At 45.5% G+C, this 21,261-nt stretch carries 11 protein-coding genes; 10 read left to right on the top strand and 1 reads right to left on the bottom strand.

Going from position 1 to position 21,261, the window contains the following annotated elements; all coding sequences use genetic code 11:
* The first annotated feature begins 84 nt into the window (after positions 1-84).
* The 8 genes from BM257_RS01805 (at position 85) to BM257_RS01770 (ending at position 17,941) form a co-directional block, all read left to right on the top strand.
* Positions 85-651 carry a DUF3575 domain-containing protein gene (locus BM257_RS01805; RefSeq protein WP_092067631.1) on the top strand — a complete coding sequence of 189 codons (567 nt, stop codon included), beginning with the start codon at positions 85-87 and terminating at the stop codon, positions 649-651.
* Positions 652-714: 63 nt separating this feature from the next.
* Positions 715-2,166, top strand: coding sequence for a DUF3868 domain-containing protein (locus BM257_RS01800; protein WP_092067628.1), 1,452 nt, complete (start codon positions 715-717; stop codon positions 2,164-2,166).
* 43 nt (positions 2,167-2,209) lie between these two features.
* Positions 2,210-4,057: a fimbria major subunit gene (locus BM257_RS01795; RefSeq protein ID WP_092067626.1), complete on the top strand. Its 1,848-nt coding sequence runs from the start codon at positions 2,210-2,212 to the stop codon at positions 4,055-4,057.
* Between the two features lie 110 nt (positions 4,058-4,167).
* Positions 4,168-5,253 carry a FimB/Mfa2 family fimbrial subunit gene (locus BM257_RS01790; RefSeq protein WP_177215979.1) on the top strand — a complete coding sequence of 362 codons (1,086 nt, stop codon included), beginning with the start codon at positions 4,168-4,170 and terminating at the stop codon, positions 5,251-5,253.
* 60 nt (positions 5,254-5,313) lie between these two features.
* Positions 5,314-6,795 (top strand): fimbria major subunit, encoded by a 1,482-nt coding sequence (locus BM257_RS01785; RefSeq protein WP_177215978.1) that lies wholly within the window; start codon positions 5,314-5,316, stop codon positions 6,793-6,795.
* A gap of 9 nt (positions 6,796-6,804) precedes the next feature.
* Entirely contained in the window at positions 6,805-8,658 is a 1,854-nt protein-coding gene (locus BM257_RS01780; RefSeq protein ID WP_092067620.1) for a hypothetical protein, read from the top strand.
* Positions 8,659-8,719: 61 nt separating this feature from the next.
* Positions 8,720-17,446: a hypothetical protein gene (locus BM257_RS01775; RefSeq protein ID WP_143096706.1), complete on the top strand. Its 8,727-nt coding sequence runs from the start codon at positions 8,720-8,722 to the stop codon at positions 17,444-17,446.
* A gap of 3 nt (positions 17,447-17,449) precedes the next feature.
* Positions 17,450-17,941 (top strand): TlpA family protein disulfide reductase, encoded by a 492-nt coding sequence (locus BM257_RS01770; protein WP_143096705.1) that lies wholly within the window; start codon positions 17,450-17,452, stop codon positions 17,939-17,941.
* Here the strand turns inward: BM257_RS01770 and BM257_RS01765 are convergent.
* Positions 17,885-18,304 carry a VanZ family protein gene (locus tag BM257_RS01765; protein WP_092067614.1) on the bottom strand — a complete coding sequence of 140 codons (420 nt, stop codon included), beginning with the start codon at positions 18,302-18,304 and terminating at the stop codon, positions 17,885-17,887. The genes BM257_RS01770 and BM257_RS01765 overlap by 57 nt on opposite strands.
* A 68-nt stretch (positions 18,305-18,372) precedes the next feature.
* Between BM257_RS01765 and BM257_RS01760 the strand changes: the two genes are divergently transcribed.
* Positions 18,373-19,743, top strand: a complete 1,371-nt coding sequence (locus BM257_RS01760) for a sodium-dependent transporter (RefSeq protein WP_092067612.1) — start codon at positions 18,373-18,375, stop codon at positions 19,741-19,743.
* Positions 19,744-19,770: 27 nt separating this feature from the next.
* Positions 19,771-21,126 (top strand): sodium-dependent transporter, encoded by a 1,356-nt coding sequence (locus tag BM257_RS01755; protein ID WP_092067610.1) that lies wholly within the window; start codon positions 19,771-19,773, stop codon positions 21,124-21,126.
* The last annotated feature ends 135 nt before the right edge of the window (positions 21,127-21,261 follow it).

Here is a 21,261-nt window from a genome sequence, read left to right as displayed (position 1 = left end):
TAGTTTGTCGACAAAAGCAACTACTAATTAAAGAAATTAAGTATCTAACCTAAATAGAAAATGGACTTTAGAGTGAAAGCGTTGATGCTTGTTGTATTACTTTGTACAGCAGGCGGCATTGAGAGGGCATCCGCCCAGCAGGTGGCGTTGAAGAACAATCTTCTGTATGATGCGACGACAACCCCAAACTTAGGTGTGGAATTGGGAGTAGGTAAGAAACACTCCATGCAGTTGTTCTATGGACTGAACCCCTGGAAGTTTAACACTGACAATGGGAAGAAGTATTTCAAGCATTGGCTGCTGATGCCAGAGTATCGTTATTGGTTCTGCCATCGCTTCCAAGGTTCTTTTGTCGGTGTTCACGCTTTGGGTGGTGAGTTTGATGCGGCAAATATCAAACTACCGTTTGGTATGTACAAGAAATTGCGTGACCATCGTTACGAAGGCTGGTATGTAGGCGGTGGTGCTACCTATGGTTATCAGTGGGTGCTTTCTCGTCACTGGAACTTTGAGGCTTCTATTGGTGTAGGCGTGGTCTATATCAAGTATAAGGGCTATGAGTGTGGTGATTGTGGCAGGCAGATGGACGACGGACATAAATGGTATGTCGGTCCCACGAAAGCTGCGCTTTCATTTATGTATATGTTCTAACTATAGAGACTATAGTCCCTATAGTACCTATAGATAAATAATAATCAATAAAACTCAATCAAGATGAAACGCAATATATTTCTCATCATAGCTCTGTTCGCTTTTATCGCTGTGATGGCACAGAGCCAGATCAAGCTGACTGGTGTGAAGAAAAAGCAAAACACACAGATGTCTGTTGCCAATTATCAGGTAACACAGACCGACCAAAAGACGGTAGTTAATATGGATTTCGTGCTCGACTCTCTCAAAGTGAAGTCAGCACGCTATCGTGCCTTTACTCCTATCCTCCGTTCAAAGGATGGTGGTCAGAACCAACGCCTGAAGTCTTTGTTAGTGACAGGTCGGGTACAGAACATTCTCTTCGAGCGTGACGGTATCGATCCTCTCTATATTGATAATTGTCAGACAGTACGACGTGAGAAGGACGAGCCCCAGCGAGTCAGCTATACGGATGCAGTCGACCGCCTTCCTTGGCATAAAGGAGCATATGTATGGTTGGAGTGTGATCTCTGTGGATGTGGTGATACCCTAAAGTCGGAACAGGTATACTTGGGTCATATCAAGAGCGACCCAGTATTCAACTATGTGGATGCTGTTCCAGCCCCGACCAAGAAGGTTCGTAACCTGCATGGTACCGCTTTCATTACCTTTGTAGTGGACCGTTGGGAGATGAAGCCCGACTATATGAATAACCATCGTGAGCTACGTAAGATTACTGATACTCTTGACGTGATGACTGCTGACAGGAATATTTCTGTGAAGCAGATTAAAATTCACGGATGGGCATCACCAGAGAGCCCCTACGAGCATAATCGTATGCTTGCCACTAATCGTGCACAGTCTCTCACTGATTATGTGCGTCAGACCTATAAGCTGCCAGCCAGTGTTTTTGCTCCCGCAGAGGCTACTCCAGAGAACTGGATAGGACTTCGAGAGGCTGTTGAGCAGATGTCAACGGCAACACTCCCTCATCGTGCTGAGATTCTCCGTATGATCGACGACAATAGTATTGCTCCTGATCCTAAAGAAAAGAAGATCAAGCAGACTTATCCAGCAGAATACCAGTACTTGTTGAAGAATGTATATCCCCATCTGCGTCGTTCCGATTATGAGATTACCTTCGAGTTCAAAGAGTTCACGTTAGAGGAGGCAAAGGAAGTCTATAAGACCAAGCCCTATCAGCTCTCCGCTCGTGAGTTGTGGGATGTGGCAAACACCTTCGAGAAGGGTAGTGAAAATTATAATAAGGCAATGCAGACCGCTGTCAACCTCTATCCAGAGAACAAGGAGGCAGCCATCAACCTTGCCAATATCGCCCTTCGTCAGAATGACACCCTGAAGGCAGAGACGTTGCTGGAGCATGCCGGTGACAGTGCAGAGGCAGAGAACGCCCGTGCCATCCTCTATATGCAGCAGAAGCGTTATGCAGATGCGGAACAAGCATTGAAGCGTGCCCAGGCAAAGGGTATGGATGTCAAGGTAAACTTGCAGACCCTGCAAGAGATGAATAAATAAAAGATAATAACATAAATTCATTTATTAACAAACGTAACAAATTATGAAAAAACTTAGTTTTTTAGTGCTTGCAGTAGCTGGAATGCTATTCGCAGCGTGCTCGTCCGACAAAGACGCGGCTGAGGGACCTCAGGTTCCTGGTGAGGTTATCCCCGATGGCTACATGGCTTTGAACATTAAATTGCCAACCCAGCCTCTGATGCGTGCAGTTAATGACAATTTTGATGATGGTCTTGCTGATGAGTACAAGGTTAGCGACTGTGCTTTGTTGCTCTTCCAAGGAGCAGATGAGGCTGCTGCAAAATTGATTAATGCTCAAGCTATTCTGTTACCTTTCGATGCTCAGGTGGATGATCCAGATATGGATAACATCACAACGTCTTATCTTGCTACCGCTAAGGTGAAGGGATATGAGAAAACGACAGGTAATAAGTTGTTTGCACTTGCTGTTCTGAACTATAAGAACCTGATAAGTATTGAGGCTTCTGGTATGCCAAAGATTGCTGGAACAACCTTGACAACTTCTTCAACACTAGCAGATGTTCGTGCATTGACAACAAATGCTGACCTTACTTCTCGCAGTGGTGCGAAAAACTATTTCTTTATGACTAATGCCGTGCTGTCTACAGCACAGGGTGGTGCAGTCGGTACAGCTCCAGCCGTTGCCGATATTTTCCAGCTTGCAGAAATGGATCCTACCAAGATTAAGGAAACAGAGGCCGCTGCCAAGGCAGACCCTGCAGGTGATATCATGGTAGAGCGTGCTGTTGCCAAAGCTACTCTGGCAGTGACTGCAACAAAAGTAAACGGACTGGACATCAAGACCACAGAATGGGCTATTGACAATATGGAGCCTACCTCTTATGTTGCTCATAACCCTGGTAATCTTTCTTATATCGGTTATAAGTCAGATGGTAGCACCAATTATCGTTTCGTAGGTAATGTGACTACAAAGGGAACTACTTCTTTAGGTTCAGATAAAGATGCTTATCGTACATATTGGGGAATCGACCCACAGTATGATGCTGATGCTACAGGTATGGTTGCTGCTACTTCTTTCGTACCAACAGGTGCTGCTAATCCTCTCTATTGCTATGAGAATACCTTTGATGTACAGCGCCAGAGCTTTAAGAATACTACTCGCGCCATCATCAAGGTTACTTTGAATGACGGTGCGGAGTTCTGGACAGTGAATGGTGGAAATACCCGTTATACAACTGTAACTGACGCAACTTCTTATGTTGTAGACAATATTGTAAATAAGACAGAGGTTCTGGACGCTTTCAAGGCTGGTCTGAACGCAGGTAAGTCTTGGACTGTAGATGCTTCTTCTTTCGATATTACTTATGAGCGTGACGCAGTCACAGGTCAGTATAAGGTGAAGAATCTTAATCTTTCTTCAACTGTTATTGCAGAGATAGATCCTGCAAAGACCTTCAAGTCAACTTTTGCAACTGATATTGCTACTGTTCTTGCTGATGCTATTACTTCAGCTAACCAAGAGGTTGTTGTTCGTGACTATCAGGGTGGTGTTATGTACTTCGAGGCTCGCTTCAAGCACTTTGCTGGTGAGGGCGCTACCGATTTGGCTCCTTGGAATACCAAGGCTGCATGGGAGACTCCTGCTCCTGCCGGAGGTTCTACTTCTGCTGCTTATCCTGGCTATAACGCACCATTCTACCTCGGTCGTTATGGTATGGTACGTAACAACTGGTACGATGTTGATGTAACAGCATTCAATAACTTCGGTTATCCTGCAGATCCTTCTGGTCAGGTCAATAATCCTGACTTTGATGATCCTGACACACCAGATGATGATATCCAAGAGTACATCTCTGCTAAGATTCACGTGCTCTCTTGGGCTAAGCGTATCCAGAGCTGGAGCTTCTAATATATATTAAATAAACTACTAAGTAAATATTTGCGACAATGAACGTTCGACACATCATAGAGAAGAGTTTACAAATGATTGTAGTTGCAGCACTGTTTACAAGCTGCGACATGATGAAAGAAGACAGAGACGATTGTCCGACAGGTCTCTACGTCAACTTCGTTTACGACTACAACATACAGCGTGCTGACATGTTTAAGGATCATGTGGGCTCTGTAACGCTTTATGTCTTTGATGAGTCGGACAAACTAGTCGCTCAACGGACGGTGAACGGGAGCGAACTCTCCGTGTATGGATATAACATCCATTTCACGGAACAGGAGTTGGCTCCCGGGCACCAGTACCGTCTTTCTGCCATCGCTTTGCAGAAAGACTGGGATGCCGCTCTTAGTACGGATGGTGCCAAATATCGTCATACCACGATGAAGATTGGCGACAACCGTCAGAACATTGGGGTGAGCCTCGACCGTACACCGTCAGCTAACCCGAAGTATTTCGATGTATCGACGGATGCTCCGCTCGATACACTCTGGCACACACAGCAGGTGATGACAGCCTATGCTGCCAATCAGCCTACTGCTACGAAATATCATGAACTCGCTAACGGCACTGCGAATACCAATGCTATCCAGACCGTCAAACTCGAGAAGGATGTTCCAACCTATGCTACTGTCAGCCTGATTCGTGATACCAAACATCTGAATATCTCTCTTCGTGAACTTGACAACCCGGAGAATGTCAATGCTGACGACTATGAGGTGTTCATCCTTGACGCCAATGGTGATGTGGACTACCAGAACACGGTGGTTACTCCCACTGACTCACTCGTTTATCGTCCATACGCTTCTTGGACTGCAACCTTTGACGCAGGAGGTACAACAGGGGTGCAGCGTTCTGCTCATTATGACCTGATGTTCAACCGCTTGATGTACAACACCACGCCCGACAAGAACGCCGTGTTGTGCATCCGCAAGAAGTCCACAGGCAAGGAAGTTGCTGTCATCAACCTTCCTTATATCCTCTGTGAGGGACGTATGGCTTTCGAGATCAACAATTACATGCCACAGGAGTACCTCGACCGAGAGTACGACTACCGCTTGGAGTTCTTCCTCCGTGGCGACCGCTGGGAGTATGTCAGCCTATGGGTCGACGTGCTCTCATGGACAAAACGTATACAGTACGTAGAGTTTAACTAATCATATAAAGAAGAAGCGACGCTCATGTCTATATTCTCTAAGTTATATCACATTCGCTATATGGTAGTAGCCAGCCTCCTGCTACCTTTGGCTTATGCCTGTTCGTCAGATGATCAAGCTGGTGACGACATGGCGAAGTCTCAATTACCTACTTCCAATCAATATATCAACCTCAATATTGTAGTCAGCTCAGGCAGTGAGGGTACTATGCGTGGACCCGCTGGAGGTGAGGAGGGCGACGGACGTGAGGCTGGTTCTGAGCGTGAGAACCTCGTGACAGGTGTTACTATCATGCTCTATGAGGATGGTGCAGGTATTAATACTGCTGCGGAAACGAAACTTGCCTTCTGCAAGTATTATCCCGTTTCACTGGTATCTCGTGAGACAGCAGGAACACCTTATGCCACAAAGGAAGATGAAGCCGTCTATACTACAGGCGATCAGCCTTTGGTCGGTTCAGGTCTTGACATGAGCAAGGAATATCACGCTATTGTGGTGGCAAACCAGAACATGGCATCTACCTTTACTACTGCTTCTAAGGTGAAGGATGTGCGTGACTATGTGACGACACATGTCTATAGTGGAAGTGGATTAGGTGCTGATGCCAGTCATTTCGTGATGTCTCTGGAGACTGACTATATCGTAAACTTCGCTTCTCCATCGAGTAAGACGACAGTTGGAAACAAAACGACCTATCATTTCGATAATATCCGCATTGAGCGTCTTGCCGCTCGTGTGGACTTCTGGACAAAGACTGCGACGTATGGGGAGAAAGATGCGTTGTCCAATAATTATCGTGCTCCTGGTTATGTCTATCCTGTATGGAAGACTTCAGACACAACAACCCCAACGAGTACAGACAAATTTGTACTGACTGCCGTTACTCCGTTCAACCTTTACAATAGTAACGAGTATCTCTTCAAGCGTACCGATGATGCCGCTCCGTATCTTGCTGTTGAGACGACAGATAATTATGTCATTGATCCTAATACGGCAACTAAGACAGCTGCATCTCCTACCTATTATAATAATATGCTGTCTTATTTGGTGGGTATCGATGAGACATATTTAACTTTAAGTGCGGCAACGGATTATTTCCAAGCTACCAGTGATTTGTATGTCAGCACTACGCAAAAGGCTGGATTTACAGGTGATGACAGTAAGGACAATTTTATCCTCTGTTATCCAAGGGAGAATACCTTGTCAACATCCTCGCCATTGTATTACTATGCTACGGGTGTTGCTATTGAGGGTGACTATTATCCCGCAGGCTCTGCAGCAGATTTAACGAAGGCAAAGCATTTTATCTATTATGGTTATCTGCGCCACCAAGGAGAGGGGACAGGACCTTATACTATCAAGATGAGAACAGACCTGAGTACTACAGAGACCTATCCTACCACTACGCCAATGAACTTCGGTGTGGTACGTAATAACATCTATCGTCTTTCTATCGATAAGATTACGGAGAAGGGAGAACTGGAACTGAAAATCATGGTGAAAAAGTGGGATACCTTTACCCACTCCTGGATATATATGTAAAGCAATACAATGATGATGAAACGATTCAAATTGACATACGCCCTTGCCTTCGTCGCAGCACTGTCGCTCTTGACAGCTTGCTCCAGCGACGATGCAGCTAATGTGGGGGAGACTCCAATTGTAGATCCACAGGAAGGACTCTCTGAAGTCCGCATCCATCTTTCAGTGGCAGGCAGTTCTAATCCTTCCATGCAGATGCGTGCCTATAGTGACGATGCTGCAGCGACGGAGGAAATGATGAATATCTGGACGGTGGTTGCTGTCAATAAAACGACCAATAAGGTGGCTTTTATCCATGTAGCTAAACCTGCTACTGCCGACCGTGAGATAGATGATTTGGTAAAGTTGGAGAATGGAGAGTATGATTTCTATTCGTTTGCCAATATTGCCCCCTCAAAGGTATGTGAGTTGATGGGCATCACGGGTTTTGGGAAAGGTGATCAGGTGATGCGAGGTGATAATGATAACGACCCTACTACTGGTAATGAAAGTGGGGATGGTGACAACAATAGACCTAGCCCAGAGGAAATCCCTTCTTATGATTCTTCTAATGATCCGTTCATGAGTGAGGCAGGTACGACAGTAGACGATAATGTCTATAACGTTACCTTTAATGAGACTACGATAGACGCTGCCACCATAGAGGCTAAAGAATTGGGCATTAATGGTAATGACTTTAATATTAGTGCTACCAACGTTTTAGGTGCCACAGGTATTCCTATGAGTAACAAACAGACAATAAACATTACTGGTGATACTGATGTCGACTTGGTGGTTGTACGTATGTTCGCCAAAGTGGAGATCCGTCTGTTTAATGCCACAGATGCTCCTATCACTGTGAAGTCGGCAACACTGTCTGATGTGACTCTGAATTATAATAATAATATCAAGATGTTACCCAGCACTTCATATGAGAATGATATGGCTGCGCATCACAAGGATATCCAACCAAGACTGGGTACAAATTATTGGACAGGCGACTGTACCAAGACACCAGCTTCAGCTGTGGTAGTGCCAGCCAATACAGGTGACCCGTCATCTACGACATACCAGACAATCAGCTTCTATGTGAACGAGAGTACAGTGCCTACAAACTCGTATGGGCATTTCTTCCTGACCTTGGAGATTGACAAGGGCGGAAGTCCCAGTGAGTATCGCTATGCGTTAATCGAGGATGACGGGGTAGCTAATGAATGGAACTATATCGCCCGCAATGACTATCGTATCATCCCTATCGTGTTGGATGACTACGTACTAGATATGATACCTTACGACTTCCCTGCCATTGGTGTTTATCCAGCCAGCGTGAAGGAGGAGGACGGACTCTATACCATCAACTTCCACGACTATGGGCATTTCCACTTACAGCCTGTCGTGAAGAAGATGAGCACAGGTACTGCCATTGCTTATTGGGACTGTACAGGTACAGCTCCATCTACAGACTATTGGACACTGGATACCGATTGGGCTACCTCATGGAAAACCTATACTCAATATGGAGGTTCTGAAGCTACAGACGATGGCTCGTTCTATCGCTCTGGTTATACTGTCTATCCTCCTGTAGATGGTGACGAAGTGGGTGGTTTCCCTGTATGGTATCCGAACGATGGTGCAGCAGGTCCTCGGTGGGATCCAGCAGCCTTGGCTAACTATCAGCCGTTTATCTTCGGCTATATTGCAGATCCAGGTGCTGCCATGGCAGCAGACAAGTCGGTCTATCATGAGTTTACCATCCAACTGCATAAGGCTGGCGGTACCACTCGTCAGATGAAAGCACGTGTCCTCATGATTCTCGATAAAGACCAGATGATGTACAGCCGTATGTTCGGCACTCGTCGTGTGTGTCATACACATGGTTATTAATAACCATCCATGAGCTCTTGCTATACTTAGAGTATGAATATAAAATGATATAAAGACCATTATGAAGTCAATGAAACAGATGAATTCAAGACATAGTAACATGGGTTTTAGACATAGTAACATAATAACATTTAACACGACGAGCCTCGCCCGTCGTGTCCTCCTCCTTTTGTCCCTGTTTGTGATGAGTGTGGGGAGTGCGTGGGGAGCAGAAACAACTATATGGGAAGGTAGTAGCCGTGCAGAGGTAAGTGCCAGTGATATAACAGCCGCTTTTGGTTCCTCTACAGAAATAATATTACGAGTATATGGTGATTTGTCCTCAGGTGATATTTATATAGCGTCATTATCGTATCAGAAATTTTTAGATAAGGATGATTATACTTCTTCTGATGATGCTTATGATATTGCGGGTTATCTTCAGTTTGAATTGAATTCTGCAATGATAACTCAACTTGAGAATCAAGGACTAGTTGTTCAAGCACAGAATGGTGCGACTTTAACTAAAATAACATGGGATGTTCCTGCACCTGATGTGTTCGAAGGTTCTGCTAAGTCAGAAAGTGTCTCCGGCACAGACATCACCAAATACCTAACGACAGAGACTCAGCTTACATTGGATATTACAAAGGCAACAGCCAAACTTGGTGGCACAGCTGCTAAGTACGCTCGTTTCTATGTACTGCATAATGGAGTGGCAGAGAACCTGAAAACGAATACCACTTTGTTGGAGATCTCTGGTGTGACTCCTGCTGCTCAGGTTCCACAAAAAGGTATTTATGGTAATTATCTCTATAATAGCGGTAATGACTTAGACCTCTCTGGTCTCACTGTAAAACTGAATGCTTCAGCAGGCGAGTTCCCAGACTATCAGGTCGTCTGCCTGCTTTCTACAGATGCTGCTAAAGCAGCCACAGGTAATGTGGTTTCAGAGGAACCAGACTGGGATGTCGTATTTACTTATTCCTTCCGCAACCAGACAGTGACGAAGAATCAGGTAGGTACGGTGGCATGGGATGCGATAGCTATGAGTTCATCTATTCCTACTACAGACATCGCCACCAACTGGGGCACCTCATGGGCTAATCTGGCGCAGGAGCAAAAGATAGAATGGTATGTTGTAGACGGCTCTGACAATGTGCAGCCACTTGCCATTGGCTCGGACCGACAGGACGATACATGGACTATCAACCTGCCCTCACCATTCGCGGTGACCAGTAATGTCGCAATCCTGACAGGACAGAACACTTATACCGCCGCTACCTTTGAGGAGCAGTGGGCACAATGGGGTAATCCTGCAGTTTATGCGCCTGCCAATAAGAGTTTTGCGGATGTGCAGGATTACAAGATCATCTGTAAGATAGCTGATGATGGCAATGCGTTGGCTGTACCTAACGTTGTCTATACACTATCTCTGACGAATGTGCTGAATGGTCAGGAGAAGACAGGTATGACGAAGACCACGACACAGGTGAAGCTTGCCGCTGCCACTGATGTGACGAAAGACATTGATATTACGTTGCCTGCTGGCACCAAATATGCTCGCTTCTATGTCGTGGATGAGGACGGCACTGCCCTTGACGCTACAGACGCTGCCCACAAGTTGACGGTGACTGACGGCAAGACATATACAGACAACACCCTCGGTTACTATGTATATAATGCTTCAGGACTGAGCCTCAGCAGTGTTACCTTCAGCAGTAGCAGTGCTGACTTGGACAACTATGAGGTCATTATGGTCACCTCTGCGGAGACAGCCGTCAACACCAGTGGTACCGTGACCTACGAGCCAGACTACGAGACCCAGACCACTTTTTGGTTTAACTATCCTGCGACGGCATGGAATACAGAGGCTAATGTGGAGTGGAGCCCGCAGTCTATGCAGATTGCCTCCCCGGATATCGAGACAAATAAAGGCACAGGCTATCTTACCAAGAACCAGAAGCACTATACCATGCAGTGGTATGTCAAGGATGACAATGGTGTGAAAAACCTCTTGATGGGAAATAGCCGTGTAAACGACTATTGGTCTATCAATGTGAGCAGTAATCCCTTCACGATAGAAGCCAATAAGGCTGTAGTGACCAATAATGCCAATATTGGTGTTGTGGCATGGGAGAAGTGGGCTGCCCCACAGTTCTATGCCCCTAAGAATGCTACAATTGCAGAACTTGCCGCTAAGCATACACACTTCATCTGTGAGTTCTATGAGGACGATGATGCCTCTGATGCCAATATGCTTGCCATGACCTATACCGTCTATATTGATAAGACGGAGAAAACGGGTCAGTTGAAGGACGGTGGCAAACGGGGTGGTGAGACACTGACGCCTTCTGGGAATACAGTGACGATTGATTTGACAGCAGCGACTACAGCGTTTGCTACAGAAATCGGTGGAACTCCTACTTATGCTCGTGTCTATCTGGAAAAGACAGATGGGACATTGATTGACCCAACAACAGCTTTGACAGGTTTGACAGGTTATCAGACTTTCCAGACGGCAGCGAATGGCTATTATAACTATAATGAAAGTGGTATCACCTTACCTGCTAATGCCCAGTTGACTTTAACAGAAGGTCAGTTTAATTACTATCATGTAGTGGTATGTCTCTCTGGTGATAAAGGTGAGGATTCCCATATTGGAACGAGTCAGTTGTCACGTTCTCTTCGTGCGGCAACTGTGACAGACTATTATGAGTCAGATTACGACTTCATTTATACCATCAAGTTCACAGAGTTATCTGACTTCCCCGGTAATCTGGATAATTTGTTGAAGAGTCACTCGAAAGAAGTCTTAGTGAAGTCAACTGACACAGAGGTTGTGATTCCATTGAATGAAACCAAGACTGTCAATAAGTTCGTGAAGGAGATGGGTAAGGCAGACTTTGCAACATTGGTTGGCGACTATTTCCATGTCCGTTGGTTTGTGGCAAAGAAAAACTCAGACGGCACTTATGAGAAGGTGAATGGTTCGGAGACGATGCTTGACCCAGTCACCGCAGGTAAAGGACATTTGAAAGAGACAGATCAAGGTTTGTATTGGAATAAAAAATTGTCTACAGAAACAGGAGTGGATGATATTCTGAAAATTAAGTTCACGCTGCCCACAGGTGGTGACTGGTCTGACTATAAGGTGTTTGTCTGGATGACTGACGATAATACTGGAGCCGTGGATAATGGGACAACTCTTACTCAGGAGCCGGATAATATCAAGATTCAGTATATCTATAGTTTCTTCAAGGAGGACAAACTGAAGTTCATCCACTCGAAGGGAGCATCAGGACGTGATTATATGACGAAGAGCGCCTCTGTGGTTGCTTATCAGGATGGACGTATCGGCACCGTAGGCTCTCCTTCTGTTCAGTATGACTGGAACAACGCTACCAGTACAGGTGTTGCAGTCAACGAAGATATCCGCCAGAGTGTCCATACTGTAGAATATGATATGTATGTTGACCCGACACTGGTGATTGATGGTGCTGCGGGCGAGGTGAAATTGTTATTGCCGTTCCAGAACTATACAGGAACAGGTAACAATCTGGAGCCGACATCCTATATCCGTTGGTATGATTATATGACAGACCTAAATACCTCTCTGCTGAAGCAAGTGGGAACCAATCTCTTTGCGTTTGATGAGACGTTGGATAACGGTAGTACGCGAGACCGTGGCTGGTTTAATCTTGACAGAGAGCAAACCAGTAGTGATAAAGCAACTTATGGTAAAATAGGTGTTGATTTCTTAGGTAACCAGTTGAAGGAGAGCCAGACGGCTGTGATTGCCTGTGATGTCAGCAAATACTATGACGGAGTATATGCCAAGTCAGACGGAACAGGAGTTCTTCCTATTCACGAGCCGACATTGAGTGTCCGCTATATCTTCACAATTCGTCATTCGAAAGTTTGTGCAGATGAGGTAAAGGCAAAGGCTGATGCCTTTGAGAATGCGAAGACAGCATTAGCGTCAGGTACAAAATATTCGAGTCTGAAGAATACGATGTTCAACCTGTTTGAGGATAATGGCAGGACAGTCGTTGCGCTGAATGGTACTCAGGGCGAGTTTAGTTTGCGTGCAAAGTTAGCGGATTTAAGTCATTATCATATCTATACAGGAAGTTCAACCACGGGAAAATGTGACGGAATAGACTGGTATGCTTACTATGAGGACGAGGAGGGACTGTGGTATTGTGACCCTTGGAGTACAGGAGAAAAGTCCGTGGCGTCATCTGATAAGCGTATTTTCGATGCACAATTCAGTACTTTGTCTAAACAATATACGTTGATATCAGATCCTACAAAAAAGAAAACTATTTCAGAAGCAAAAGGAGCGAAGATACATCTGATAGGTTATCTGAAGAGCGGCTCTTCACAAGCAGCAGCAATACATTATGAGTTGTGTTTCATTGATGCGCCTGCCGTTCCTGTATTGGATCTGAGAAATACAGAAGATGCAGACTTGTTGAAGCGTACAGATGAATACCTGAAAGAGAATCTTAAGACAGCAGGTAATGTGAACTTTGATAAGTTTGATAACGACAATAAACCAACGACATGGGACGAGAATATCCTTCAAATGCCGTTAGAGTGGAGTGAGGCACAGTATAGTTTCTGTTATCCTGACATTGATGAATATCGTCAAAACAATAATTGGACAGGTTTCTCTCCGCAACATGGTGACTATGTGCTGTTGAAGTCAATGAACCTTAGTGGGGTTTCAGAGTCAAGCACTGATCACCGGTGGTATTATGGAAGCACTCCAACTCTCCGTGATTATACCTATACCTATAAGCATGGTGATACAGATGTTGACTCTGACTATGGCGGTTTCTTCTATGTGGACGCTTCTGATGAGGCACGTACCATGGCAGACCTGAGGTTTGATGCGGCACTATGTCGCGGTTCGGAGATTCACTTCACCATGGCTGTTGCCGATGTGACCGAAGGAAGTAAGACAGCCCCGCAGGTCGTCGCCCATGTGTATACGGCAAAAGACGGAAAGAAAGATCAGTTAGTGATGTCATTCGTAGCCTGTACCTTAGGGAGTGCAATGATTAAAGGTGGTACTAAAGAACAAGCGAAATGGTACCAGTATTATGGCTATGGTGCTATTCCGTCAACAGTCAATCTGACGGGAACCTCTCAGAGTTTCATCGTTGAGATAGATAACAACTCTAAGAATACGGATGGCGCAGACTTCTGTGTCGATCAAATCAACTTCTATACCAGTACGACGAAATTGAAAGTCAAGCAGAGCAACTATAACTGTGGTGACGTGGATACTAAGATGAATCTGTATATTGACGCATCGGATATCGAGTCGTACACAGGACAGAAGATTTACTGGCGTGTTGAGGATGAAGACGGTAATGTCATTACGGAGAATGCTTCTAACACCCTCTATCAGAATGGTGGAAAAGATTATGGAGAGGTGACTATCCCTTCCACCTTGCCATCTACTATACCAGGAGAGATGGGTACGTTTACTGAAGGTTATTTCACAGGAAACGACGGTGTCTTGTATTTCTCACTTGCCAATAGGGGATTCGACATCGAAGTGGGTAAGCAGTACTTTGTATCTGTCTATAGCCTGACAGCAGGTGCTCCTAGCGATGAGAGTCTATGGGGAAACAAAAACGATGCCTGTGATGTTTACAGCCCTGTATTCATGCCAAAGAAGATGTACCTGTCTGTGGATGATGGTGCAGGCAATGATAAATCTACCGTCTCTATCGGATGTGGTGCTACCACAGCAACAGTGGATGTGTCCGTTACATTGAATCTTCCAGATGATACTCAGGTGTCAGGCTTTAAGGCTTATAAGTCAGTAAGATATGACTATTTCTTGGGTTCTATTGATGACTATAATAGTTATTATTTGACACAAGGTGGTGTAAAATATTATCTGTCGGATGCCTTGAAGAACTATCGTGGTAAGCAGGATGCTGAACTGACAGTACCTATCAATGACGAAGCATTTGGTTTTGCCACGACGACTTTTACCACACCTCCAGGTATGACTCATCAGGCAGAGACATCGTTGGTATCTGCCTATGCGACAGAAAAACCGGAATTATATGCGGTTATTGAAAAAGCAATAACTGAAGGAAAATTGTTCCTTGCTTGCTCTCCTATTATGAGTGGAATTCCCATCTCGGCTACTAGTTATACTATCTCAGCACTACCTGTTGATGATGAACTGACAGTGACGGATAATGACGGGAATCCAAGAAAGGATGCGAGTGATAACGAAATCAAGTCTAAGGTATGTACGCCGTTGGAGTTCTCCTTCAAAGTTGTTGCAGGCACAGGCGGTCCTTCTGTTGTCCTTGGTTTTGAGGATGTGACTACCTATCCTGATGCTATCCGCGTGGTACGTGTAGGAAAGGAACAGTTGACAAACATGCAGAAGACGACGGGCGGGTTCCTGTTGCATATCCCTGTCAATTCCTATAAGACAGATGAGAGTGCAACAGCCAATACCGGTGCACTGAAGATTCTTGGTGATCTGGAACTGTTAGGTTATAAGAGTACAGCAGACCAAACTTCTGACTCAAAAGTTGGAACAGCCAATATCGACAAGGTTGCCATCTTCGAAGGAACAGAAATTAGTAAGACAGGAAACAAGATGTATGTCTCGCTCAATTTCCATGGCACAGGTATTACACCTGTAGAGTTCCGAGAAGGCTTCGCTTATAGGATGACATTCAATGTGAAAAAGTCGGACGACACCGGATGTGATGCTACAATAGAATTCCTGTTGAAAGTCGTTCCGGAGTTTGTGACATGGGTAGGAACTACTAATAACTGGAATGATGACGCAAACTGGAAACGTTCTGAACGTGCAGAACTGAACAAGGGGGCTGTGACTGATGCCGCTACTGCAAATAACCATGCGACACCTGCCCATCCTAACGGATATAAGAATAATTCGGAAATGAGTATCTCTACTACTCCGAATACTTTCGTGCCCATGAAATTCAGTTATGTCACCATACCAACAGGTCTGAAGGCTCCTAACTTGGCTAATTTGGGAGATGCTGTGACTAATGGTATCTATGACGATATGAAAGCTGGTGATGGTACTACGGCGGCAACGTCCAATATCCAGTATGACTTGATGGTACGCTATACGGAGATTACTTGTAAGGATCATAGTGTAAGCGGCAATGTATATGACTGCGAGAAGTTCTATGGCAACTGGGCAAAGGAACTGTATATGAAGCCGAATGCGGAGTTGCTCAACCAGCAGTACCTGACATACGAGAAGGTATGGGTGGAGAAGGAATTGTATGCTAATGCTTGGACGCTGATGTCTACTCCATTGCAGAATACGTATGCTGGTGATATGTATGTACCTGTCTCTGCTACAGCAGAGGATAATGGTCGCCAAACTTCTGAGGCGTTCCAGCCTATCAATTTCTCTACGACGACCAATGCTGCCGGCTTCACCTATAGCCGTACGAAATATCCTATCTATCAGAAAGGATGGACGCAGGCTGGTGTCTTTGTGCAGACCAAGACTAATGATGTGCGTGCTACTCAATATAGTGCGAATATCCCCGGTGGTGTAAGTACTTTGCTTAACCAGTGGAGTCACAGCTATAATGATGTGACAGTTCCTTACAGCACTTGGACGGCATTTGCTATCCGTCCGCATAAGAAAGACCAGACGGCAAAGACGTTGATCCGTCTACCGAAAGCAGATACTAGCTATGACTATTATCAGTGGGATAATACTTCTCCAACGGATGGCAAGCTAACACAGGATGTAAGTAAGACGACGACTGGTAAGCTGTTGACCGATGGTACAGTGGATATTTCAGGTGTGACCTATGGAACGAAATATGGTACTACGGAACGTTCGGCTGGTGATGGTTCGTTTGATGCGTTGGTAAGCAATATACAGTCCTCTCCATCTAACTATCAGTTAGTAGGTAATCCGTACTTGTGTTCTATCGATATGGCAGCCTTTATCAGTGGGAACAGTGCTAATCTGGAAACAGCAGGCTACTGGACCTATACGAATAATAATACAGGTACAGCCTTGACAACAGGAACGGTAGGACCGATGCAGTCGTTCTTCGTCAAAGTGAAGACGGGTGCAACTAAGGTGATTTTCACCCATGCTATGATGGTAGATGGTACACAAATTGCATCTCCCTCCCGTGAGTTCACCCTCACTGCTTCAAGCAACCGGGGACAGTCGGCGGCTTCTGTATCGGTAGGTGAGGAAGAGAAAAGTGTGGAGACGTTGTTTGACTCTAACCTTGCTGATGTGCCGATGGTTTATACCGTTGCTGACGGACAAGCCGTAAGCATCAACCAGGTGAAGGAACTCTCTAAACCAATTGCTTTTGGTGTGACCTGTACGGCAAGTAATGAGATGGTGGATGTGACCTTCTCGGATATCGAGCAACTGACAGATGGTGATGTCTTTGTAGTAGATGCTGTGGATGGTAAGACACAACAAATCTACGAGGGTGATACCTTCTCCATACAGCCGAATGACTATGGTCGCTACTTCTTGACATTTGCTGGCGGTACGACTGGCGTCGAAGAGGTTGCTGACGTACAGAAGGGTATCGTGATCAGTGTTCGTGGCAAGGAGGTGATAGTAACCTCAACGGAGGGAATCAGTCAGGTTCGTGCCCTGTCACTGAATGGTGCTACAATGTATCAGGATGATGCTTGTGGTACTTTCACTTCTTTCACTCTTGCTGGTGGTGTATATATTATCAAGGCGGAAAATAGTGTTGGCAAACAACAAATCGCCAAGATAATCGTTAAATAGTTGATGAAGACTATTAGGAACATTTATGCTCTGCTGCTATGCCTCTTGATGATGGGGTGTAGCAGTATCAATGAGGATAATGACGTGGTAGAGCGAATTGTTGTGGGGGATCATGTGCCCTCCTTCTCTGTCGGTGTTGTGGATCATGGTGCTCCCGCAACATTTTCTACCAGTCATTTAACAGGGGAGACAGTCATCGTATTCTTCAGTACGAAATGTGGTGACTGCAAACGGGAATTACCGGAGCTGAACGATTATTATCTGCGGCATAAGGACGACCCTGGTTTTCAGATGGTTGCCATCAGTCGTGCGGAAGGGGAGGAGCTGGTAGCTCCCTTTTGGGAAGAATATGGTTTGGAGATTCCCTATTCAGCACAAACAGACCGTCATGTCTATGACCTTTTTGCCTCGTCAATTATTCCCCGTGTCTATTTCGTGTCAGCGCAGGGAATCGTGACGAGGGTTCTTATTGAAAATTTTGAGGTAGGCGAGTAACATTCCCAAGAGAGCCCCCAAGGTGACCCCGGTAGCGTTGGCGGCAAAGTCGAACCATTCTCCACCGCGGGTAGTCGTACAGTATTCTTGCAGGAGCTCAAGGATACCACTCATAATGATTGGAGCAAGCCAAGCCCAACGGAAAAGTTTTCCTTTATCCAGTATGGTGTGACAACGCAGATACTCTATCCAGATGACGGAACAGGTGCCGCCATACATCACGAGATGTGTCCATTTGTCGATGAAAGCCACTTCGTCAAGGGGTGTCTCTGGAAAGAAGGGGATCAATGAGAGTATCCAGATCAATGTAATACAAAGGATGGAGAAAGGGTATTTTCTTGCAATTTGAGAGATTTTTCGCATATTTATTTACTATTTGGATGCAAAAGTAAGAAATATTTTATACTTTTGCAAGCGGAAAGAAAGATATTATGGTAGAGAGGGCGAATTTCGGGAGTAAGTTAGGTGTCATTCTTGCCACGGCGGGTTCTGCCGTCGGACTTGGTAATGTATGGCGTTTCCCATATATGGCTGGTGAGAATGGTGGTGCTGTGTTCATCATGATTTATATTAACTGTGTGGTTGTACTGGGTATTCCCTGTATGATCAGCGAGTTTATTGTGGGTCGACACGGACAATCGAATACAGCACGGGCTTATCAGAAACTGTCTGGGGGTACACCATGGACGTTGATTGGCTACATGGGGGTACTGACAGGTTTTTTGATTACAGGCTATTATGCGGTGGTCAGCGGGTGGTGCCTTCAGTATGTCTGGGCATCGCTGATAGGACATTTGCAGGGTGACCCTGCATATTTCAAGACCTATTTCACGGAGTTATCGACGGATCCTGTCAAACCAGTGTTATGGACGGTGATTATTTTGGGTGTCACCTATTTGATTATTGAACATGGAGTGAGGAATGGTATAGAGCGCGCGTCGAAAATGTTGATGCCTACCTTATTTATATTATTATTAATCATTGTAGGTGCCTCGTGTATACTGCCAAATGCCGACAAGGGTATTGAGTTCCTCTTCAAGCCAGATTGGTCGAAACTGACTGCGGAGGTGTTCTTAGGGGCATTGGGACAGAGTTTCTATTCGTTGAGTATCGCTATGGGATGTCTGTGTACCTATGCCAGCTATTTCTCACGGACAACTAATCTGACGAGGTCGGCGTCACAGATAGCGTTGATAGACTGCCTGGTGGCTATCCTTGCGGGACTGATGATATTCCCCGCAGCTTTCTCAGTAGGAGTTAATCCCGATAGTGGACCGTCGCTTATCTTCATCACATTGCCGAACGTTTTCCAGCAGGCATTCTCCTCCTTGCCTGTCGTGGGCTACTGTATCTCATTACTCTTCTTCATATTGTTGTCATTGGCGGCACTGACCTCCCTGATGTCACTCCATGAGGTAAGCACGGCATTTATCCATGAGGAGATGAGGATGAGTCGTAAGAAAGCGGCATTGGTGGTCACTATCTCTACCTCTGTTATCGGAGCTTTCTGCTCCTTGTCGATGGGAGCTGTCGATGGACTGACGATTTTCGGAAAATCGCTCTTCGACTGGTTTGACTTCATCACAGGACAGATATTCTTGCCGATTGTTGGTTTCCTGACCTGTATCTTCATTGGGTGGTTTGTCCCTCATCATATCGTGAGAGGTGAGTTTACGAATAATGGGGACTTGCGGAGCAGAAGGTATATCCGTCTTTTCTATATCTTTATTTTCTTGGTGAAGTATATCTGCCCTCTTGCCATCTTAGTAATCTTCTTGCACCAGTTTGGACTGCTGAAATAATGGAAGGAATAATAATTAAAGGATGAAATGAAGGAGCGAGGGAATTTCGGAAGTAAAATGGGTATCATTCTCGCCACGGCGGGATCGGCTGTCGGACTCGGCAATGTATGGCGCTTTCCCTATACGGCAGGAGAGAATGGCGGCGCTGCCTTTATCCTCCTTTATATCGGATGTATATTATTGCTGGGTATCCCTGGTATGGTGAGCGAGTTCATCGTGGGACGTCATGCCCAGGCAAATGCCGCCAGGGCTTATGATGTGCTGTCGAAGGGACTTCCATGGAAATTCGTGGGTTACCTGGGTATCCTTACCTCCACCATTATTCTCGGTTTCTATGCAGTAGTGGCAGGTTGGTGCCTGCAATACCTGTGGGCTTCTATTGCCGGACAACTCAATGGAGACGCTGACTATGTGAGGAATTATTTCATGACCTTCTCCAGTGATCCGTTGAAACCGACGCTTTGGGGTGTCGCTTTTATCATGATTACACATCTGGTAGTGGTGCGTGGTGTACAGAAGGGCATAGAGCGGGCTTCCAAACTATTGATGCCCATGCTCTTTATCCTGTTATTGGTATTGGTCGTATCTTCTTGTATGTTGCCGGGAGCCATGGGAGGTGTACGCTTCTTGCTACATCCAGATTTCTCCAAATTGTCGGGTAGCGTCATGTTGGAGGCATTGGGACAGGCTTTCTTCTCACTGTCATTGGGAACTGCTTGCCTGTGTACCTATGCCAGCTATTTCTCCAAACTGACAAATTTGTTAGGTTCTGCTGGACAGATAGCCATCTTGGATACCCTGATAGCCGTCTTGTCAGGACTTCTTATATTCCCCGCAGCTTTTTCTGTAGGTGTAAGTCCTGATAGTGGTCCGTCGCTTATTTTCATCACGTTGCCGAATGTGTTCCAGCAGGCATTTGCTGCCCTGCCTGTCGTCGGTTATGTGATTAGTATCATGTTTTATGCCCTTCTGGTGTTTGCGGCATTGACCTCCACCATTTCCATGCATGAGATAGGGACAGCCTTCTTCACAGAGGAATTTACACTCCCACGTCAGAAATCAGCATGGATAGAGACCGTCGTCACCATGTTGATCTGTGTGTTCTGCTCACTCTCAGTTGGAGCCATTCCTTCCATTAAGCTTATGGGTTTCTCCCTCATGGATTTCTGCGACCGTCTGACCGCTAATTTCCTATTGCCTTCAGGTGCCATGCTTGCCTGTCTGTTTGTTGGCTGGTATATTCCCAAGCAGATTGTGCATGATGAGTTTACCAATGGTGGCACGTTAAAGGGAAATCTCTTCAGTATTTACCTTTTTGCCGTCCGTATTGTCTGTCCTATCTGTATAACCCTTATATTCCTTCATCAGCTGGGCTTTGTATGAACCGTAACGACCGCCGCGTACTTATTGTCACTATCATTACAGGAGTCTTAATCCTTTTAGGGATTTTTTTACTGGGCGAGGATATTAGTGGTCCTGGAGAGTCCAGTAACTCTAGAACCCCCAGGAATTCTAGAT

The sequence above is a fragment of the Prevotella sp. tf2-5 genome, from assembly GCF_900115435.1.
GTDB lineage: Bacteria > Bacteroidota > Bacteroidia > Bacteroidales > Bacteroidaceae > Prevotella.
Note: the sequence above shows the minus strand (reverse complement) of the source record. Positions and strands in the feature narration are given on the sequence as shown.